Raw genomic sequence first — 18,799 nt, forward strand, 5'->3', positions numbered from 1 at the left:
AGCCCCATGAACCCCAACCCCGATATGGCCGAGCCGCCGCAAGCCCCCGATACCGAGCCCACCACACTGGTTCCGCTGGAGTTTCGGGCCACCGAGCCGGTACCGGTGGTGAATGCCTCCCCAACAGGGTGGCACTGGCTCATCCAAGGCCTGCGCGCTGCGGCGCTGTGCCCGGTTCGTGGGCTGCCTGCGGGACCTACGCCTTGGCAAATGTTGTTGATTGCGGGCCTGACCACTGCGTTGACCACCGGCGCAGGATGGTTGGAGATTGTGGGCCCGGCGGACTTTCTGGTGCGCAACTGGCTGTTCAGTTGGGCGTCCACGGCCTTGTTGATCTTTGCCGTGTGGCTGGCACTGAACTGGGGCCGCACACAGGCCGCACATGCCACACCGGTGGCGGTATGGCTGCTGTTGTATTGGGTGGCGACCACGCCCATCAGTGTGGCGGCCGTGGCTTTGGCGGCTGTGGCCGGGCGAGATTGGTTGCCCAACTGGTGGCTGGAGTCGGCCTGGTGGGGCTGGGTGGTGTTTGGTCTGTTCTGGCTGTGGATTGCGTTGGCCGCATTGCGCATCACCGGGGCGGTGAACCGCTCGCGCTGGGTGTGTGCGGCCGTAGTGCTGACGGTGTTGGCGCTGCAGGGGTTGGACACCTGGGCACTGCAAGTGCGCCCCTGGCAGCCCACCTACGTGGAAAACGATGCGGCAGAGCCCGTGACCTTGCAGCTGAGCCAGGAAGTGTTCGAAGCCCAACAAGACCTGCTGGACGACGCATTGGGTGGTTTGCGCCCCAGCACGCCGGGCCCCATTCAGGTGTTTGGCCTGGTCTATGCGCCCTACGCGCAAGACGTGTTTTTACGCGAAAGCACCATGGTGAAGGGTGTGCTGGAGCAGCGCTTTGGCGCCGAAGGCCGGGTGCTGCAGCTGGTGAACCATGCCACCACGGCCACCGACATTCCCTGGGCCACCAACCGCAACCTGGAGCGCAGCCTGGCCGCGCTGGCCCAAGCCATGGACAAGGAGCGCGATGTGCTGGTGGTTTACCTCACGTCGCACGGCGGGGCGGACTTCCGGCTGGCGGCCCAGCACTGGCCGCTGGAGGTGAAGGACCTGACGGCCGCACAATTGCGCGAGACACTGGACCGCCTGGGCATTCGCAACCGCGTGGTGGCCGTGTCGGCCTGCTACTCCGGCGGTTGGATCGAGCCACTGCGGGGCGACACCACCCTGGTGATGACGGCCGCCGACAAGGACCACACCTCGTATGGCTGCGGCAGCAAGTCGGAGCTGACCTTCTTTGGCCGCGCGGTGTTTGATGAGCAGTTGCGCAAGACGCTGTCGTTTGAAGAGGCGTTCAAAGCCGCGGTGCCGGTCATCCAGCAGCGCGAGATAGAAGGTCGCAAGAGCGATGGTTTCTCCAACCCGCAGATCGCGGTAGGTGAGGGGATCCGCAAGGTGCTGCAGGCCTGGGCGGCGGAGCAGGCACTGGGCGCCCCCAAACCCTGAAAGCCGCTGGCCCAAGGCCTGCAATCAACGCGGCAGCACACGCAGCAGCCGGCCGTTGGGGCTGTCGGTCAGCAGGTAGAGCAGGCCGTCCGGGCCTTGGCGCACATCGCGCACGCGCTCGCCCAGGTCGGGTAGCAGCTTGGTTTCGCGCAGCACCTTGCCGCTGAACGGAGCTGCCAGCTCCAACCGCGCCAGGTAGCCAAACTTGAGTGATCCCACCACCAGGTTGCCCACCCAGGCCTTGCCGTAGCGCTCGCTGGTGATAAAAGCCATGCCGGACGGGGCGATGGATGGCACCCAGTAGTGCAGCGGCTGCTCCATGCCGGTCTGCGCGGTGATGCCAGCACCAATCTTGCCGCCCCCATAGTTCTCGCCATAGGTAATGACGGGCCAGCCGTAGTTCCGGCCACGCTGGATGAGGTTGATCTCATCCCCACCTTGCGGGCCATGCTCGTGTTCCCACAGCGCACCGTCGGGCGCCAGCACCAGGCCCTGCGGATTGCGGTGGCCATAACTCCATATCTCGGGCAGCGCGCCATCCCGACGCGCGGCGGGGGTATTGAAGGGGTTGTCGGCGGGCACCGTGCCGTCCTTGTGGATGCGAATCAGCTTGCCCAGGTGGTTGTCCAGGCGCTGCGCGTCTTCCTTGCGGCTAAAGCGCTCGCCCAGTGTCAAAAACAGGGTGCCCTCGGGTTGGCCCGCCTTGCGGCCTTCGGCAATGCGGCAGCCAAAGTGGGCGCTGCTGGCCACCTTGGGTTGCTGGCTGAACAGCACTTTGACGTCTTGCAGGCTGCCGCGGTCTTCCGCCAAGGTGGCGCGCGCCAGTGCCGTGCTGTTGCCACCGGCTCCGGGTTCCGAATAGCAGAGGTAAAGCGTACGGTTCTTTGCAAAGTCGCTGTCCAGCAGCACGTCGAGCAGACCGCCCTGGCCGCCTGCGGCCACAGGGGGAACGCCACCCAAGGGTGTTGACACGGTGCCGTTGGGCTCAACTACGCGCAGGGTACCGGGACGTTCGGTGACCAGAAAGCGGCCTTCAGGCAGAAAGGCCACGGCCCAGGGGCTTTGCAGGTTGGTGGCAACCACTTCCACACGCAGGGTTGGAGCCGCGGGCGTGGCTTGGGCCAGCGCAACGCTGCTACCCAGGGTTACCAGCCAGAGGCTGACGCTGTGCCAGACATGGTGCGTTCGCTTCATCATTGCCCTCCTTTTGAGGCCAAATAGGCCTCTAGCCCCCGTGGAATATGCGCGAGCAGCTCCTGAATCGATAGCGATTCAGAGCTTCTGCAGCCGTTCCAGTGCGGCGTTCAACGTCGCGTCCTGCTTGGCAAAGCAGAAGCGCACCACGCGCTGGTCGAAGCCGTTGCCATAAAAGGCAGACAGCGGAATCGCCGCCACGCCTACCTCGCGCGTGAGCCATTGACAGAAGTCGGCCTCGTTCAGGTCGCTCACGTCCGAAATGTCGACACATTGGAAGTAGCTGCCCTGGCTGGGCAGCAGCTTGAACTTGGTCCGGGCCAGGCCCGCACGGAACAGGTCGCGCTTGCGCTGGTAAAACGCGGGCAGCTCCAGGTAAGGCGCGGGGTTGTTGAGGTACGCGGCCAGCGCGTGCTGCACCGGCGTGTTCACAGTGAATACATTGAACTGGTGCACCTTGCGGAACTCGGCCATCAGCGGTGCAGGTGCGGCCACGGTGCCAACTTTCCAGCCGGTCACATGGAAGGTCTTGCCGAAGCTGGACACGACGAACGCACGTGCCGCCAGACCAGGGTAGCGAGACACGCTTTCGTGCGGCTGCGCATCAAACACCATGTGCTCATAGACCTCGTCGCTGATCAGCAGCACGTCGGTGGGTGCCAGCAGGTCTTGCAGGGCCAGCATGTCGGCCTGGCTCCACACCGTGGCGCTGGGGTTGTGCGGGGTGTTGATGAGCAAGGCGCGCGTCTTGGGCGTGATGGCGGCGCTGATTTTGGCAAAGTCCGGTCGGAAGGTGCCGGGCGTGAGCGGAACCCGCACCACCACGCCACCGGCCAGCTCAATGTTGGGCACATAGCTGTCGTAGCAGGGCTCCAGCACGATGACCTCGTCACCCGGGTGCACCACGGCCAGTATGGCGGTGATGATGGCCTGGGTGGCGCCGGCGGTGATAGTGATCTCGCTGTCCGGGTGATAGGCCTTGCCGTGCAGGGCTTCAATCTTGGCCGCCACGGCCTGGCGCAGTACGGGCACGCCGGTCATGGGCGGGTACTGGTTGTGGCCGGCCTGCATGGCGGCGGTCACGGCGTCCACCAGCGAAGGGTCGCAGGCAAAGTCGGGGAACCCTTGGCCCAGGTTCACCGCCTTATGCTCTGCGGCCAGCGCCGACATCACGGTGAAGATGGTGGTGCCCACCTTGGGCAGGCGGGAGGTGAGGGCGGGCGTGCGGGCTAGTACTTCAGAGTTCATAGTCGTTCACATGGCCATCCATGGCCTTGGCAATCAGGGCGCGATCCAGGCGGCTGCTGAGCAGCTCGGCAAAGGTGTAGACGAAGTTGCGCAAATACGCGCTGCGCTTGAAGGCCACACGGGTCACGTTTTGGCCAAACAGGTAGCCAGCCGGGCGCACCACCAGGCCGCCTTTGCTGTCGTTCTTTTCCATGTCGTCCACCACATCGGTGACCGCCATTTCGGCCGCAATGCCGATGCCCAGGCCCAGGCGCACATAGGTCTTGATCACGTCCGAATCGATGGCTTCCAGCGAAATGCGCGGCTCGAGCTTGCGCGCGGCAAAGGCCTGGTCGATCTTGGTACGGCCGGTGAACGAGGGGTGGTAGGTGATCAGGGGCTCGGCGGCCACTTCTTCCAGCGTGACACGCTCTTTCTGCGCCAGCGGGTGGTCGGTGGGCAGCACCAGCACGTGCTGCCATTCGTAGCAGGGCAGGGTCACCAGCTCAGAGTAGTTGGCCAGTGATTCGGTCGCAATGCCAATTTCGGCCACATCGTCAATCAGCATGCGCGCCACCTGGTCGGGCGCGCCCTGGTGCAGGCTCACGTTGACCTTGGGGAAGGCGGTGCGCAGCTTGGCCACTTTTTCGGGCAGCACGTAGCGGGCCTGGGTGTGGGTGGTGGCAATGGAGAGCGTGCCACTGTCCTGCGAGCTGTATTGCTCGCCAATGCGCTTGAGGTTGCCCACTTCGCGCAGGATCAGCTCAATGCTTTTGAGGACATGCTGGCCGGGCTCGGTGATGCGCTTGAGGCGCTTGCCGTGGCGGGCGAAGATATCGATGCCCAGCTCTTCTTCCAGCTCGATGATGGCCTTGGAGACGCCGGGCTGCGAGGTGTGCAACGCTTTGGCGGCTTCGGTCAGGTTGAGGTTGCGGCGCGCGGCTTCTTGGACGAAGCGGAATTGGTGCAGGTTCATATCAAATTTCACCTAAAGATGAAATTTATTATGCACCAAAACATCTATCGTTAAGCGCTGTCCAGGGCAATATGGGCCAGCAGCTCCACCATGCGGGGGTTCTCGCCCACGGCGTCCTGCAGCAGGATGGGTATATGGTGGTACTGCACCCGCAGGTCGTGCACCAGCGCCGGCAGGTCTTCGCGGGCATGGCGGCCCACGCCCAGGAACATGGGAACAATGCGCACAGCGCGTGCGCCCTGCGCCACCAGATCGGCCACCGCGGCAGGCAGGTCGGGCGTGCTCAACTCCAGATAGGCGCAAACCACCAGGGTCGAGGGCGCGAGCTCGCGCATCTGCGCGGCCACCGCCTCGATGGGGCGGTGCCATAGTGGGTCGCGCGAGCCATGGGCAAACAAAACAATACCGGTGGGTTGTGGGGTTGTCATCGTCGCAGTACCAGCCATGCAAAAGCGGTGAGTGAGATCACCGAGTAAATCAACCCCGGCAGCGCCGCGGTGAACCAGGGCTGCCAACCCTGCAGGTTGCCCAGGTCGTTCATGACGTTGTTCAGCAGCACAAAGCTGATGCCGGCCATCACGCCGCCAAAGGTGTAGCTGGCGATGCCGCCCGAGCGAAAGTGCAGGTAAGCGAAAGGCAAGGCCAGCACCACCATCACCAGGCAGCTCAGCGGGTAAAACACCTTTTTCCAGAATTGGATCTCGTATTTTTGAGCCGATTGGCCATTGGCGCTCAGGTGGCGCATGTACTGGAACAGGTCGATGGTGCCCATGCGCTCGGGGCGCAGCACAGCCGCGGCCACCATTTCGGCGCTGATCTGCGTGGGCCAGCGGAAGGTTTCAAACTGCGCGCGGTCGATATGGGCAGCCTTGGCCTCGGGCGTGTCGAATTCGGTGCGTTCCACGTCGCTGAGCTCCCAGGAGTCGTGTTCGCTGAACTGCCCGGTCTTGCTTTGGGTTAGCGACACCAGGCTGCCCTGGTTGTTGAATTCAAAAATGCGGATGTCCTTCATGCTGGCGTCCGGCGCCAGCGATCCCACGTTCACCGCGTAGTGCCCGTAGGCCTGCTTTTCCTTGAGCCAGGCACCAGTTTTCCCCACGGTGATCTTGCCCTGGAAGCGAGACTTGAGCAGTTGCGCGGTCTTGTCGGCCAGGGGCGCTACATAGTCCCCCACCGCAAAGGTGAAAAACACAAAGCCCATGCCCAGTAGCAGCAGGGTGCGCAGTGCCCGCCAGGGGCCCAGACCACTGGTGCGCAGGATGGTGAATTCCGAGCTGCGCGCCAGCCGCGCCATGACAAAAATGGTGCCAATCAGCACGGTGATGGGAAACAATTCGTACACGTGGCTGGGCACCATCAGCGCCACATAGATCAGCGCCTGCGGCACCTGGTAGCCCAGGGCTTTTACGCGGCCCACCGATTGCAGCTCTTCGACCACGTCAAAGAAAAAGAACAACGCGATGAAGCCCAGGGTGACCAGCAACACGGCCATCACCACTTCGCCATAGAGCAGGCGGCGCAAGGTCTTCATGCGGCGTCTCCAGAGGGCGAGGTCGTAGCTGCAGGACGGCGGCGCAGGCGAATCGCCCAATGGTTGTGCCGCTTGGCCAGCCACAGCAGCGCCATCAGCAAGGCACCGCCGTGCAATCCCAGCAAAAACTGTCCCAGGCCAACCTGGCCGCTCTGGATCCAGCTCTTGCCCAGCACCAGCATGTTGAAATAAACCACAAAAGCCAGAAAGGCGAATGCCAGGTTGCCGGTACGCCCCGCGCGCGGGTTCACCCCGGCGGCGGCCAGTCCAATCACCACAAAGTTCAGCGCTGCCAGGATGAGTCCGGCACGCCAGGCAATCTCGGCCAGGTGCAGCGGGATCGGGTTGCGAATCAGATCCAGTGTGGTCATGGCGCTGGTGGGGGCGTAGTCACGCGCGGACTGGTCATCGGCCCCTACGCGTGCGCCGTAGCGCTGAAACACGCTGATGGTGATGTCCTGCTTGCCATGGGTTTTTTCCAGGCGTTGGCCATTGTCCAGCACCAAAAACTTATCGGGACCAATGACTTCCACGGTGCCGGTGCGGGCCGAGGTCACGGTTTCTTTACCGGCCTCGTTGGTCGCGATGAAGACGTTGTTCCCGGTTTGCTGGCCTTTGGCATCTTTCTCGATGAAGAACACCCGGTCTCCATTGCTGGACTCCTGAAATTGGCCGGGCTCGATGCGGGCAATGTCACCGCGCTTGTCGTAGCGGTAGCGCAAGTCTTCAATACGGCCAAACGCCCACGGCAGAATGAAAAATGCCAACGCCAGAATCACCACCAAAATGGGCCAGGCAAAGCGAAACAAAGGAGGGAGCAAGGACGCCGGCCCCCGGCCGCTGCCAAACCAGATCACCATCTCGCTGTCCTGGTACATGCGGGTCAGCACGCTGAGCACGGCAATGAACAGACTCATGGACAGAATGGTGGGCATGTCCGAGAGCACGGTGTAGCCCATGATGATGAGCACGTCCGACGGGTTGAAGGTGCCGCGTGACGCTTCGCCCAGTGTACGGATCAGTGTCATGGTCATCACCACGGTGACCAATACCACCAGGGTGGCACCGAAGCTGCGTGCAAGCTCTCTGCGGATGGAGGAATGGAATAACATGGCGACGAAGGAAAGACCGAATTATGAACTTTGAACTTAAGGCTTTGAGCCTGGTGGCTGTAGCCAATGAAAAATGTGACCTGGCCGTGCTGCTGGTGCCGGCCGACTTTAAGGCCGGGAAGGACGAGTTGTCCCAGTTGGTCGCCCAGGCCGTCAAGGCGGGCGACTTTACCGGCAAGCCCGGGCAGGTGCTGGCGCTGTACCGGCCAGGCCAGGCCAACGCCACGCGCTTGGTACTGGTTGGCGTGGGCGAGGGGAGCGCCAAGCAAGTGCGTGGGGCTGTTGCCGCGGCCCTGGGTGCAGGTAAATCGCCTAACAACAAAAAAGTGGTGCTGGCATTTGCCGCCCCGGCGCAAGAGAGTGCAGTGCGCGCGGCCGTAGTGGCCGCGGCCGATGCCACCTACGCCTATGTGCATACCAAATCCAAGCCCGAGCCCCGTGCTTTGCAGAAATGCCTGGTGGTGACCAGCAACGCATCAGAGGTCAAGGCCTCATTTGACCGCGCCGTGGGAACCGTGCTGGGTATGGAAGTGGCCAAGGAATGGGCCAACCGCCCGGCCAACCACGCCACGCCTGCGCTGCTGGGGCAGGCCGCCCAAAGCCTGGCCAAATTCGCCAAGATTTCCTGCGAAGTGTTGGGCCCCAAAGAGGTAGCCAAGTTGGGCATGGGCTCGTTCATGGCCGTGGCGCAGGGCTCTGACGAACCGCTGCGCTTCATCGTGCTGCGCTACGACGGCGCGGCCAAGTCCCAGGCGCCTACGGTGCTGGTAGGCAAGGGCATCACCTTTGACAGCGGCGGCATCTCCATCAAGCCCGCCGCCGAGATGGACGAAATGAAGTTCGACATGTGCGGTGCCGCCAGCGTGCTGGGTGTGTTCCGCGCCCTGGCCCAGCTCAAGCCAGCCATCAATGTGGTCGGCCTGATTCCGTCGTGTGAGAACCTGATCAATGGCCATGCCGTCAAGCCGGGTGATGTGGTCACCAGCATGAGCGGCCAGACCATCGAAATCCTCAACACCGACGCCGAAGGCCGCCTGGTGCTGTGTGATGCCCTGACCTATGCCGAACGCTTCAAGCCAGCGGCTGTGGTGGACATTGCCACCCTGACGGGTGCCTGCGTGGTGGCACTGGGTGGTGTACGCAGCGGCTTGTTCTCCACCAACGATGCGCTGAGTGATGCCCTGTTCGCCGCGGGCGAGGCGAGTGCCGATCTGTGCTGGAAGCTGCCGCTGGACGAAGACTATGCCGAGGGGCTGAAGACCAATTTCGCCGACGTGGCCAACGTGGCGGGGCGTGCTGGTGGTGCCATCACTGCGGCCAAGTTCCTGCAGCGCTTTACCGAGAAATTTCCCTGGGCACATTTGGACATTGCTGGCACCGCCTGGAAGAGTGGCGGCGCCAAGGGCGCAACGGGACGCCCCGTGGGCCTGTTGGTGGAGTTCTTGTTGGCCAAGGCTGCTTCCAAGTGACAGAAGTTGCCTTTCACTTTGGCGCCCCGGACAAGCTGGACTACGTGTGCCGCTTGCTGCGCAAGGCCACGGGCCGGGGAGCCAAGGTAGTGGTGTTGGGCCCGCAAAGCCATATGCAGCAGCTGGATGCCAAGCTCTGGGGGCTATCACCTACCGATTTTCTAGCCCACAGCCTGGATGGCGGCGCCTTGCAGGCGCGCAGCCCGGTGGTGCTGACTACAGCATTGCACGCAGGCTTGGCGGAGCACGGCGTGCTGGTGAACCTGACCGATGCCGTGCCCGAGGGCTTTGCACAGTTTGAGCGGGTGATTGAGGTGGTGAGCACCGATGAGGCCGACCGAAGTGTGGCCCGCGGCCGCTGGCGGCAGTATGCCCAGCAGGGCATCCGCATCCAGAAACATGACCTGAACCTTAGAGGGGCAGGTTGATGGGTTTGCCCAAGACCACGCCCCGCTTTTTGCCTACGCTGACCGAGGTGGTGCAGCCGCGCCATGCCCAGGCTGCGGCCCCACAGGTAGAACCACCGCTGTCCATTGACGTGGATGCCCTGGTCGACCGGGTGATGCTATCCGTAGCCCCCCACATTGAAAACCAACTGCGCGAACTGGTGACCGATGTGGTGCAGGAGCAGCTGCGTGAACTGACGCCGCGCATCCAGCATGACCTGGAAGTCGTGGTTCGCACCGCCGTGACCGGTGCGTTAGCGGACCTGCCGTCTTCGGGTACCTAAGTCTGTGCCGCAGCGCGTGTGATTTTTTCGGGAGGTTGTATGCATTTCAGAATGAAAAGTACGTTGACCGTGGTCGCTGCTGCGGTCCTGCTGGTTGCTTGTGGCAAGAAGAAAGAGGCCGCTGCACCATCAGCTCCTGCAGCCGCGTCTGCAGATGCTGGCGCCGTGGTGAAGATTGGCCACGTGGGCCCCACCAGCGGCGCGATCGCCCACTTGGGCAAAGACAATGAAAATGGCGCTCGCCTCGCCATTGAAGAACTCAACGATGCGGGCGTGACCATTGGTGGCCAGAAGGTCTCCCTGGAATTGGTCGCCGAAGACGACGCCGCGGACCCCAAGCAGGGCACCGCTGTGGCACAAAAGCTGGTCGACTCCAAAGTTTCAGGCGTGGTTGGCCACCTGAATTCAGGTACCACCATCCCTGCGTCCAAGATTTACAGCGATGCCGGCATTCCCCAGATTTCTCCCTCAGCCACCAACCCCAAGTACACCCGCCAAGGCTTCAAAACAGCCTTCCGCGTGGTGGCCGACGATACCCAATTGGGTGGCACCCTGGGCAAATATGCCGTAGGCTCGCTGAAAGGCAAATCTATTGCGGTGATTGATGACCGCACGGCCTACGGCCAGGGCGTGGCAGAGGAGTTTGCCAAGGCCGTGGCTGGGGCGGGCGGCAAAGTGGTGGCCAAGGAATTCACCACCGACAAGGCCACGGACTTCAGCGCTATCCTGACCGCCATCAAGGGCAAAAAGCCCGATGTGGTGTTCTTCGGGGGCATGGATGCGGTGGCCGGCCCCATGCTCAAGCAAATGAAGTCCTTAGGGCTTAATGCCAAGTTCATAGGTGGTGATGGCATCTGCTCCACCGAACTGGTGAAGCTGGCTGGCGACGCCATTGCCGACGACCAGGTCTTCTGTGCCGAAGCCGGTGGTGTGGAAGGCGAGGCCAAGGTTGCCATGGAAGCCTTCAAGTCCAAGTTCAAGGCCAAGTTCAACACCGACGTGCAGGTGTACGCACCCTATGTGTATGACTCGGTGAAGCTCATGGTCGCAGCCATGGTCAAGGCTGGATCGTCCGACCCTGCCAAGTACCTGCCGGTGTTGGCAGCCACGACCGACTACCAAGGCGTGACGGGCCCCATTTCGTTTGACGCAAAGGGCGACATCAAGAACGGGGCACTGACGCTGAAGACCGTGCGCGCTGGCAAGCTCGAAACCCTGGTTGTGATTCGCTAAATTCGCAAACGGCAGTTTTTTGCGCAGTTTGTAGGCTGCGAGCCAAAACAGCCTCAAAAGGCAGGTTAGAATACGAGGCTCTGGAGCGGTGGATGAGCGGTTTAAGTCACACGCCTGGAAAGCGTGCGTGGGGTTAAACCCACCGCGGGTTCGAATCCCGCCTGCTCCGCCAGAACCAAGTCCGATCTGCCCTTTCCAGGCGGGTCGGCACCGAAAACCCCGTAGTGTTCGCACTGCGGGGTTTTTTATTGCCTGAGCGCAGCCGAAGCTGCGCTTGCTTTCTACTTGTTGGCCTGCACCATCTTCATCGCGGTGGCGATGAGTGTGGAGACTTCGCTCATATTGGCGGGAATGATGAGCGTGGTGGTCGCATCCGCGGCCACCTGGCTGTAGGCCTCGACGGCTTTTTCGGCCACCTTGAGCTGCACTGCCTGTTCGCCACCAGGCTGGCGGATAGCGGCCGCAATGCGTTCAATGGCGGAAGCCGTGGCATCGGCCACTGCCGTGATGGACGCTGCCTCGCCCTGGGCCTTGTTGATCACGGCCTGTTTTTCACCCTCAGAGCGGGCAATAAAGGCTTCGCGCTCACCGGTGGCGATGTTGATTTGCTCCTGGCGGCGGCCCTCGGACGCGGCAATCAGCGCACGTTTTTCACGCTCCGCGGTGATCTGCGCTTGCATGGCATGCAGGATTTCTTTCGGGGGCGTCAGGTCCTTGATCTCGTAGCGCAGCACCTTCACACCCCAGTTCAGCGCGGCTTCGTCAATGGCGGCCACGACTTGCGCGTTGATGATGTCGCGCTCTTCAAAGGTCTTGTCCAGTTCCAGCTTGCCGATGACGGAGCGAAGCGAGGTCTGGGCCAGCTGCGAGATGGCGACGATGTAGTTGCTGGAGCCGTAGCTGGCGCGCATGGCGTCGGTCACCTGGAAGTACAGAATGCCGTCCACCTGCAGCTGGGTGTTGTCGCGTGTGATGCAAACCTGGCTGGCAATGTCCAGCGGGATTTCTTTCAACACATGCTTGTAGGCCACGCGGTCGACAAACGGCACCAGGATGTTGAGCCCTGGTGTCAGGGTGCCGTGGTATTTGCCCAGGCGCTCGATCACCCAGGCGTGCTGCTGGGGTACGACCTTGATGGAGCGGGTAACGAAGATGACGGCGATAACGAAAAGAACGATTGCGATTTCCATAAGGGTTCCTGTTTAAGCTTTGTCGACCAAAAGGCGGTTGCCCACGACTTCTGACACCCGGTGTGCACCGGCACTGGGCGTGATGCCGGTGCGGTGCATGGCGGTCCAGTTGGCACCCCGGTACTGCACGCTGGCAGTGCCGTCCGGATTCCAGGCGGCGATCTGCACAGTTTCGCCGATGTCCATATTGACATTGGGGTTGGCTTGGGCGGGCAACTCGGCCCGGCCAGACGGGCGTTTGAGGTGCCAGGCCACCACGGCTCCGCCACCCACCAGGGCCGCGACCACGATTTGAACGGTAGTGTTGGCGCCGCCGTGGGCGGCCAGGGCCGCCGCGGCGGTACCAAGGGCCAGCATCAGCAGGTAAAACGTACCGGTCAGCAGCTCGGCCGCGACGATGGCGCCTGTGACCAGCCACCAGAGGGTGGGTTCTGACATGGGGGAGGCCTCCTTTGTATTGATGACGCCACATTGTGGGCCAAATGCGCGACGGCGCCACGACGTTGTCGCCAGAAGTCCTTACACTTCGCGCCTGTTTTGCATTTTTAGCCCGCCCGTTGGAGCCATTCGATGAAGTTTCGCTTTCCCATCATCATCATTGACGAAGATTTCCGCTCGGAAAACACGTCAGGCTTGGGCATCCGTGCCCTGGCCCAGGCCATCGAAACGGAAGGCTTTGAGGTGCTGGGGGTGACCAGCTACGGCGATCTCTCGCAATTTGCCCAGCAGCAGTCGCGTGCCAGTGCTTTCATTCTGTCCATTGACGACGAAGAATTCACTCCCGGCCCGGACCTGGACCCCGCGGTGCTGAACCTGCGCCATTTCATTGAAGAAGTGCGCCGCAAGAACCTGGATGTGCCCATCTATGTGTACGGCGAGACCAAGACCAGCCGCCACATCCCCAACGACATCCTGCGCGAGCTGCACGGCTTCATCCACATGTTTGAGGACACGCCCGAGTTCGTGGCACGCCACATCATCCGTGAGGCCAAGGGGTATCTGGAGGGCGTGCAACCGCCATTCTTCAAGGCCCTGCTGGACTACGCCGAAGACGGCTCCTACAGCTGGCATTGCCCGGGTCACTCCGGCGGCGTGGCGTTCTTGAAGAGCCCAGTGGGCCAGATGTACCACCAGTTCTATGGCGAAAACATGCTGCGCGCCGACGTGTGCAACGCGGTGGAAGAGTTGGGCCAACTGCTGGACCACAACGGCGCCATTGGCGCGTCGGAGCGCAACGCGGCGCGCATTTTCAATGCCGACCACTGCTTCTTCGTGACCAACGGCACCTCCACCAGCAATAAGATGGTGTGGCACCACACCGTGGCACCGGGCGACGTGGTAATCGTGGACCGCAACTGCCACAAGTCCAACCTGCACGCCATCATCATGACCGGGGCCATCCCGGTGTTTTTGAAGCCCACGCGCAACCACTTCGGCATCATCGGCCCGATCCCGCAAAGCGAGTTTGAGCCGGCTACCATCCAGGCCAAGATCAAGGCCAACCCGCTGCTCAAGGGCGTGAACCCCAAGACGGTGAAGCCGCGCATCCTGACGCTGACGCAAAGCACCTACGACGGCGTGCTCTACAACACCGAGACCATCAAGAGCATGCTGGATGGCTATGTGGAGAACATCCACTTTGACGAAGCCTGGTTGCCACACGCGGCCTTTCACCCGTTCTATGGCACCTACCACGCCATGGGCAAGAACCGCGCGCGCCCCAAAGAGGCCGTGGTGTACAGCACCCAGTCCATCCACAAGCTGTTGGCCGGTATCAGCCAGGCCAGTCATGTGCTGGTGCAGGATTCGCAAACCGTCAAGCTGGACAAGCACCTCTTCAACGAGGCCTACCTGATGCACACCAGCACCAGCCCGCAGTACAGCATCATTGCCAGCTGCGATGTAGCGGCCGCCATGATGGAGCCACCCGGTGGCACCGCGTTGGTGGAAGAAAGCATTGCCGAGGCGCTGGACTTCCGCCGTGCCATGCGCAAGGTGGACGAAGAGTACGGCGACGACTGGTGGTTCAAGGTCTGGGGCCCCGACCACCTGGCCGACGAAGGCATTGGCAAGGCCAGTGACTGGGTGATCAAGGGTGAAAGCAAGAGCGCCAAGGCTAACTGGCATGGCTTTGGCAAGCTGGCCAGTGGCTTCAACATGCTGGACCCGATCAAGTCCACCATCGTGACGCCGGGTCTGGACCTGAACGGCAAGTTCGCCAAGACCGGCATTCCCGCCTCCATCGTGACCAAGTTCTTGTCCGAACACGGCGTGGTGGTGGAGAAGACCGGCCTGTACAGCTTCTTCATCATGTTCACCATCGGCATCACCAAGGGCCGATGGAACAGCATGCTGACCGCACTGCAACAGTTCAAGGACGATTACGCGAAGAACCAGCCCATGTGGCGCGTGCTGCCCGAGTTTGTGCAGAAGTACCCGCGCTACGAAAAGATGGGCCTGGCCGACCTGTGCCAGCACATCCACCAGCTCTACGCCAAGTTCGATATCGCCCGCCTGACCACCGAGGTCTACCTGAGCGACCTGACGCCGGCCATGAAGCCCAGCGACGCCTACGCCCACATTGCGCTGCGCAAGACCGAACGCGTGGAGATCGACCACCTGGAAGGCCGCGTGTCGGTGGGCATGGTCACACCGTACCCGCCCGGTATTCCTTTGCTGATTCCCGGTGAAGTGTTCAACAAGAAAGTGGTGGACTACCTGAAGTTCTCCCGCGAGTTCAATGCGCAGTGCCCCGGCTTTGAGACCGATGTGCACGGCCTGGTGGACGAGGTGGGCGAGGACGGCAAGGTGCACTACTACGCCGATTGCGTGAAGGCCTAAGCCAGCACGGGTCGGCATATGTCGGCAGAACCAAAAATAGCGCCAGTGCGGTCTGCACTGGCGCTATTCTTTTAGGAGCTGCTCGCGCAGGTTTTACGCGGGCTAGAGGCCTATTTGGCTTGAAATCAGGCCAGATCGGTGGTCACGCCCATGGTCTGGCTGTAGCCGCCGTCCACATAGGTGATCTCGGCGGTCACGCCACCGGCCAGGTCGCTCAGCAAAAACGCCGCCACATTGCCCACGTCCTCAATCGTCACATTGCGGCGAATCGGTGACGCATCGGCCACCGTGTGCAGCAGCTTGCCGAAGTCCTTGATGCCGCTGGCGGCCAGGGTCTTGATGGGGCCGGCGCTGATGCCGTTGACACGAATCCCCTTGGGACCCACGGCTTCGGCCAGGTAGCGCACGCTGGCTTCCAGGCTGGCTTTGGCTAGGCCCATGGTGTTGTAGTTGGGGATGATGCGTTCGGCGCCCAGGTAGGTCAGGGTCAGTAGCGCGGCCTTATCGTTCAGGTAGGGCAGGGCGGCCTTGGCCATGGCAGGGAAGCTGTAGGCGCTGATGTCGTGCGCGATCTTGAAATTCTCACGCGTCAGGCCATCCAGAAAGTTGCCGGCAATCGCTTCGCGGGGGGCAAAGCCAATGCTATGCACAAAGCCGTCGAACGTGGGCCAATGGGCCGACAGGTCGGTGAACAGCTTGGCGATCTGGGCGTCGTCACCCACGTCGCAATCAAAGATCAGCTTGGAATCAAAGTCGGCCGCGAACTCGGTGATGCGGTCCTTGAAGCGCTCGCCCACGTAGCTGAAGGCCAGCTCCGCACCCTGTGCCTTGCAGGCCTTGGCGATGCCGTACGCAATAGAGCGGTTCGATAACACACCGGTAATCAACAATTTCTTGCCAGCTAAAAAGCCCATATCGTCCTCGTGAAAAATGCTTGGTCTAGTGCAGAATTGTCGCATGCGAATTTTGGTGGGCTGGTTGTTGGCGTTGGGCAGTGTGTGGACCTCGAGTGTGTGGGCGGCACACGGCTATGCGTTGTGGGGCGACCTCAAGTACCCGGCCGGTTTTGCCCAGTTCGATTACGCCAACGGCAACGCGCCCAAGGGTGGCGAGTTGCGCCTGGTGAGCAACCTGCGTGTCTCCACCTTCGACAAGTACAACCCCTTCACCATCAAAGGCACGGCGCCGGCCTACCTGAGTGGCCTGATGTTCGACACACTGCTGGTCGGCTCCCTGGACGAAACCGCAGCCGGGTATGGCCTGCTGGCTGAAGACGTGAGCGTGGCAGCCGATGGCCTGAGCGCTACCTTTCGCTTGCGCAAGGAAGCGCGTTTTCACAACGGTGACCCGGTGCTGGCGCGTGATGTGAAACACAGCTATGACACGTTGGTCGGTCCTTTCACCTCGCCCGCGTACAAAAGCCTGCTGGACGATGTGGCGGGCATCGATGTGCTGGACGCCACCACGGTGCGCTACCGCTTCAAGAAACCCAACCGCGAGCTGCCACTGACCGTGGGCGGCCTGCCGGTGTTCAGCCACCGCTGGGGTGAAGAAGGGGGCAAGGCCAAGCCGTTTGACCAGGTGGTGATGGACATCCCGATTGGCAGCGGGCCCTACAAGATCGGCACTGTGGTGTTTGGCAAGGACATCACCTATGTGCGCGACCCCAACTACTGGGCCCGCGACCTGAACGTGCGCCGCGGCAGCGCCAACTTTGACCGCATCGTCGTCAAGATCTACAAGGACAACACGGCACGCCTGGAAGCGCTGAAGGCCGGCGAGTTCGACCTCATGCGCTTCTTTTCGGCGGGTGACTGGGCGCGCCGCGTCAATGGCCGCAAGTTCGACAGTGGTGAGCTCGTCAAAGCCGAATTCAAGCACCGCCTGCCCACGGGTTTCCAGAGTTATGTGCTCAACACCCGCCGCGACAAACTCAAAGACGTGCGCGTACGCCAGGCGCTGGGCCTGGCGCTGGACTACGAGTGGATGAACCGCCAGATGTTTTACGGCGCCTACCAGCGCGTGCAAGACCTATTTGGCAACACCGACTGCCAGGCCACCGGCGAACCCTCGGCCGAAGAACTGGCGCTGTTGGAGCCCTGGCGCGCCCAATTGCCGTCTGCCGTGTTTGGCCCCATGGCCGTTCCGCCGCGTACTGATGGCAGCAGCACGCTGCGCGACAACCTGCGCCAAGCGCAAAAGCTGCTCAAGGAAGCGGGCTGGGAGTACCGCGACGGCGCACTGCGCAACGCCAAGGGCGAGGCGTTTGAGCTGGAGTACCTGGACAGCGCGGAAACCGGAGTCCGTACCGTGGCGCCCTGGGTGCGTAATTTGGAGAAGATTGGCGTCAAGCTCAACTTCCGCCCGGTCGACTTTGCGCTGTACCAACAACGCCTGCAGAAGTTCGAGTTCGACATCACCTCCATCGCCTACGGCGGCACGCACAACCCGGGCCAGGAATACGCCGACCTGTTTGGCAGCAAGGCTGCCGATACCGAAGATTCGGGCAATTTCAGCGGTATCAAGAACCCGGCGGTGGACGCCTTGGTGGCCGGCATCACCGGCGCCAAGCGCAAGCAAGATCTGGTGCCCGCCTGCCGTGCGTTGGACCGCGTCATCATGCACAGCCACATCCTGGTGCCCCAGTGGTCCGCCGGCACACACCGGCTGGCCTACAACGCCTGGCGCCTGGACAAGCCCGCCCAGATGCCGCCCTACGCCCAAGGCGAGGGTTGGGCCATCGACCTGTGGTGGGCCAAATAATGTTTCTTTACTCTCTTAAACGCCTCGCCCTGATGCTGCCCACGCTCTTGGGCGTGCTGCTGTTGACTTTTGTGGTCATCCAGTTTGTGCCCGGCGGCCCGGTGGAGCAGTACCTGGCTGAGGCCAAGGCCGGCGCGGGTACCGGGGCCGATGGCGGTGGCCTAAGCTACCGCGGCGCCCAGGGCGTGGACCCCAAACGCATTGCACAGGCCAAGGCACTCTACGGTTTTGACAAGCCCGCCCCAGAACGCTTTTGGCAGATGCTGGTGCAGTTCGCCAAGTTCGATCTGGGCAAGAGCTTTTTTCACAACAAAGACGTGTCCGCATTGGTCTGGGAAAAGCTGCCCGTGTCCATGAGCCTGGGGCTGTGGACCTTCTTCATCAGCTACCTGATCGCCGTGCCGCTGGGCGTGGCCAAGGCCGTGCGTGCAGGCTCACGGTTCGACCTGGTCACCTCGTTGCTGGTGCTGGTGGGTTATGCGATTCCCGGGTTTGTGCTGGGCGTGGCGCTGCTGGTGATTTTTGGCGGGCAGCTGCAATGGTTTCCGCTGCGTGGACTAACGTCTTCCAATTGGGAAACCCTGTCCTGGGGCGCCCGCATCACCGATTACCTCTGGCACATCACGCTGCCAGTCACGGCCATGGTGCTGGGCAGCTTTGCTGTCACCGCCATGCTGACCAAGAACGCGTTTCTGGAAGAAATCCGCAAGCAGTATGTGGTGACTGCACGCGCCAAGGGCCTGTCGGAAGGCCAGGTGCTGTGGACGCATATCTTTCGCAACGCGCTGATCCCCATCATCACGGGCTTCCCGGCCGCCTTTGTAGGCGCTTTTTTCACCGGGGCCTTGCTCATTGAAACCCAGTTTTCTCTGGATGGCATGGGCCTGCTCAGCTACGAGAGCGTGATTCGCCGCGACTACCCCGTGGTCATGGGCACGCTCTACCTCTTCACGCTGATTGGCTTGGTCACCAAGCTGATTTCCGACCTCTGCTACGCCTGGGTGGACCCCCGTGTCACCTTTGACTGAGA

General features: G+C 62.1%; 17 protein-coding genes and 1 tRNA gene. 9 read left to right on the plus strand and 9 right to left on the minus strand.

Annotation, left to right across the window (positions count from 1 at the left end; all coding sequences use genetic code 11):
- Positions 1–6: 6 nt before the first annotated feature.
- Positions 7–1,503: a C13 family peptidase gene (locus J2X15_RS02110; protein ID WP_310339026.1), complete on the plus strand. Its 1,497-nt coding sequence runs from the start codon at positions 7–9 to the stop codon at positions 1,501–1,503.
- A gap of 24 nt (positions 1,504–1,527) precedes the next feature.
- On the opposite strand, the gene J2X15_RS02115 is transcribed toward J2X15_RS02110, so the two are convergent.
- The 6 genes from J2X15_RS02115 to lptF form a co-directional block, all read right to left on the minus strand.
- A complete protein-coding gene (locus J2X15_RS02115) occupies positions 1,528–2,700 on the minus strand; it encodes a PQQ-dependent sugar dehydrogenase (protein ID WP_409034239.1) in 1,173 nt (390 codons plus the stop codon).
- 75 nt (positions 2,701–2,775) lie between these two features.
- Positions 2,776–3,945, minus strand: a complete 1,170-nt coding sequence (locus J2X15_RS02120; RefSeq protein WP_310339030.1) for a pyridoxal phosphate-dependent aminotransferase — start codon at positions 3,943–3,945, stop codon at positions 2,776–2,778.
- Positions 3,935–4,900: a CysB family HTH-type transcriptional regulator gene (locus J2X15_RS02125; protein WP_310339032.1), complete on the minus strand. Its 966-nt coding sequence runs from the start codon at positions 4,898–4,900 to the stop codon at positions 3,935–3,937. The genes J2X15_RS02120 and J2X15_RS02125 overlap by 11 nt, the downstream gene beginning before the upstream one ends.
- 50 nt (positions 4,901–4,950) lie before the next feature.
- Complete coding sequence (locus tag J2X15_RS02130; RefSeq protein WP_310339034.1) at positions 4,951–5,328, minus strand: sirohydrochlorin chelatase; 378 nt, start codon at positions 5,326–5,328, stop codon at positions 4,951–4,953.
- The gene (lptG, locus tag J2X15_RS02135) at positions 5,325–6,431 is read right to left on the minus strand and encodes an LPS export ABC transporter permease LptG (RefSeq protein ID WP_310339036.1); all 1,107 of its coding nucleotides are present in this window, start codon (positions 6,429–6,431) and stop codon (positions 5,325–5,327) included. Before lptG ends, J2X15_RS02130 begins: the two co-directional genes overlap by 4 nt.
- Positions 6,428–7,543, minus strand: coding sequence for an LPS export ABC transporter permease LptF (gene lptF, locus J2X15_RS02140; protein ID WP_310339038.1), 1,116 nt, complete (start codon positions 7,541–7,543; stop codon positions 6,428–6,430). Before lptF ends, lptG begins: the two co-directional genes overlap by 4 nt.
- A 23-nt stretch (positions 7,544–7,566) precedes the next feature.
- Here lptF and J2X15_RS02145 point away from each other — a divergent pair, with 23 nt between their 5' ends.
- The 5 genes from J2X15_RS02145 to J2X15_RS02165 all read left to right on the plus strand — a co-directional run bounded on the left by J2X15_RS02145 (position 7,567) and on the right by J2X15_RS02165 (position 11,147).
- On the plus strand, positions 7,567–9,012 hold the full coding sequence (locus J2X15_RS02145) for a leucyl aminopeptidase (RefSeq protein ID WP_310339040.1): 1,446 nt from the start codon (positions 7,567–7,569) through the stop codon (positions 9,010–9,012).
- Entirely contained in the window at positions 9,009–9,440 is a 432-nt protein-coding gene (locus J2X15_RS02150; protein ID WP_310339041.1) for a DNA polymerase III subunit chi, read from the plus strand. Before J2X15_RS02145 ends, J2X15_RS02150 begins: the two co-directional genes overlap by 4 nt.
- Positions 9,440–9,742, plus strand: a complete 303-nt coding sequence (locus J2X15_RS02155) for a hypothetical protein (protein WP_310339042.1) — start codon at positions 9,440–9,442, stop codon at positions 9,740–9,742. Before J2X15_RS02150 ends, J2X15_RS02155 begins: the two co-directional genes overlap by 1 nt.
- 51 nt (positions 9,743–9,793) lie before the next feature.
- Positions 9,794–10,975 (plus strand): branched-chain amino acid ABC transporter substrate-binding protein, encoded by a 1,182-nt coding sequence (locus J2X15_RS02160; RefSeq protein ID WP_310339043.1) that lies wholly within the window; start codon positions 9,794–9,796, stop codon positions 10,973–10,975.
- A gap of 82 nt (positions 10,976–11,057) precedes the next feature.
- A tRNA-Ser gene (locus J2X15_RS02165) sits at positions 11,058–11,147 on the plus strand.
- A 109-nt stretch (positions 11,148–11,256) separates the two neighbouring features.
- On the opposite strand, the gene J2X15_RS02170 is transcribed toward J2X15_RS02165, so the two are convergent.
- Complete coding sequence (locus J2X15_RS02170) at positions 11,257–12,165, minus strand: SPFH domain-containing protein (RefSeq protein ID WP_310339044.1); 909 nt, start codon at positions 12,163–12,165, stop codon at positions 11,257–11,259.
- A gap of 12 nt (positions 12,166–12,177) precedes the next feature.
- Positions 12,178–12,603, minus strand: coding sequence for an NfeD family protein (locus J2X15_RS02175; protein WP_310339045.1), 426 nt, complete (start codon positions 12,601–12,603; stop codon positions 12,178–12,180).
- Positions 12,604–12,735: 132 nt separating this feature from the next.
- Here J2X15_RS02175 and J2X15_RS02180 point away from each other — a divergent pair, with 132 nt between their 5' ends.
- Complete coding sequence (locus J2X15_RS02180; RefSeq protein WP_310339046.1) at positions 12,736–15,006, plus strand: Orn/Lys/Arg family decarboxylase; 2,271 nt, start codon at positions 12,736–12,738, stop codon at positions 15,004–15,006.
- Between the two features lie 125 nt (positions 15,007–15,131).
- Here J2X15_RS02180 and fabI read toward each other — a convergent pair whose 3' ends face one another.
- On the minus strand, positions 15,132–15,920 hold the full coding sequence (gene fabI, locus J2X15_RS02185; protein WP_310339047.1) for an enoyl-ACP reductase FabI: 789 nt from the start codon (positions 15,918–15,920) through the stop codon (positions 15,132–15,134).
- Between the two features lie 43 nt (positions 15,921–15,963).
- Here fabI and J2X15_RS02190 point away from each other — a divergent pair, with 43 nt between their 5' ends.
- Both J2X15_RS02190 and J2X15_RS02195 read left to right on the plus strand, forming a co-directional pair.
- Positions 15,964–17,769 (plus strand): extracellular solute-binding protein, encoded by a 1,806-nt coding sequence (locus tag J2X15_RS02190; RefSeq protein ID WP_310339050.1) that lies wholly within the window; start codon positions 15,964–15,966, stop codon positions 17,767–17,769.
- A complete protein-coding gene (locus J2X15_RS02195; protein ID WP_310339052.1) occupies positions 17,769–18,797 on the plus strand; it encodes an ABC transporter permease subunit in 1,029 nt (342 codons plus the stop codon). Before J2X15_RS02190 ends, J2X15_RS02195 begins: the two co-directional genes overlap by 1 nt.
- Positions 18,798–18,799 lie beyond the last annotated feature (2 nt).

This window comes from Rhodoferax saidenbachensis, assembly GCF_031457975.1.
GTDB classification, from domain to species: Bacteria; Pseudomonadota; Gammaproteobacteria; order Burkholderiales; family Burkholderiaceae_C; genus Allorhodoferax; species Allorhodoferax saidenbachensis_A.

What these genes read in the sequence shown, in the direction of transcription:
- fabI (WP_310339047.1), bottom strand. Translation starts at nt 15,920, where the DNA reads ATGGGCTTTTTAGCTGGCAAGAAATTGTTGATTACCGGTGTGTTATCG.
- J2X15_RS02115 (WP_409034239.1), bottom strand. Translation starts at nt 2,700, where the DNA reads ATGATGAAGCGAACGCACCATGTCTGGCACAGCGTCAGCCTCTGGCTG.
- J2X15_RS02125 (WP_310339032.1), bottom strand. Translation starts at nt 4,900, where the DNA reads ATGAACCTGCACCAATTCCGCTTCGTCCAAGAAGCCGCGCGCCGCAAC.
- lptF (WP_310339038.1), bottom strand. Translation starts at nt 7,543, where the DNA reads ATGTTATTCCATTCCTCCATCCGCAGAGAGCTTGCACGCAGCTTCGGT.
- J2X15_RS02155 (WP_310339042.1), top strand. Translation starts at nt 9,440, where the DNA reads ATGGGTTTGCCCAAGACCACGCCCCGCTTTTTGCCTACGCTGACCGAG.
- J2X15_RS02180 (WP_310339046.1), top strand. Translation starts at nt 12,736, where the DNA reads ATGAAGTTTCGCTTTCCCATCATCATCATTGACGAAGATTTCCGCTCG.
- J2X15_RS02170 (WP_310339044.1), bottom strand. Translation starts at nt 12,165, where the DNA reads ATGGAAATCGCAATCGTTCTTTTCGTTATCGCCGTCATCTTCGTTACC.
- J2X15_RS02110 (WP_310339026.1), top strand. Translation starts at nt 7, where the DNA reads ATGAACCCCAACCCCGATATGGCCGAGCCGCCGCAAGCCCCCGATACC.
- lptG (WP_310339036.1), bottom strand. Translation starts at nt 6,431, where the DNA reads ATGAAGACCTTGCGCCGCCTGCTCTATGGCGAAGTGGTGATGGCCGTG.
- J2X15_RS02130 (WP_310339034.1), bottom strand. Translation starts at nt 5,328, where the DNA reads ATGACAACCCCACAACCCACCGGTATTGTTTTGTTTGCCCATGGCTCG.
- J2X15_RS02120 (WP_310339030.1), bottom strand. Translation starts at nt 3,945, where the DNA reads ATGAACTCTGAAGTACTAGCCCGCACGCCCGCCCTCACCTCCCGCCTG.
- J2X15_RS02195 (WP_310339052.1), top strand. Translation starts at nt 17,769, where the DNA reads ATGTTTCTTTACTCTCTTAAACGCCTCGCCCTGATGCTGCCCACGCTC.
- J2X15_RS02190 (WP_310339050.1), top strand. Translation starts at nt 15,964, where the DNA reads ATGCGAATTTTGGTGGGCTGGTTGTTGGCGTTGGGCAGTGTGTGGACC.
- J2X15_RS02145 (WP_310339040.1), top strand. Translation starts at nt 7,567, where the DNA reads ATGAACTTTGAACTTAAGGCTTTGAGCCTGGTGGCTGTAGCCAATGAA.
- J2X15_RS02160 (WP_310339043.1), top strand. Translation starts at nt 9,794, where the DNA reads ATGAAAAGTACGTTGACCGTGGTCGCTGCTGCGGTCCTGCTGGTTGCT.
- J2X15_RS02175 (WP_310339045.1), bottom strand. Translation starts at nt 12,603, where the DNA reads ATGTCAGAACCCACCCTCTGGTGGCTGGTCACAGGCGCCATCGTCGCG.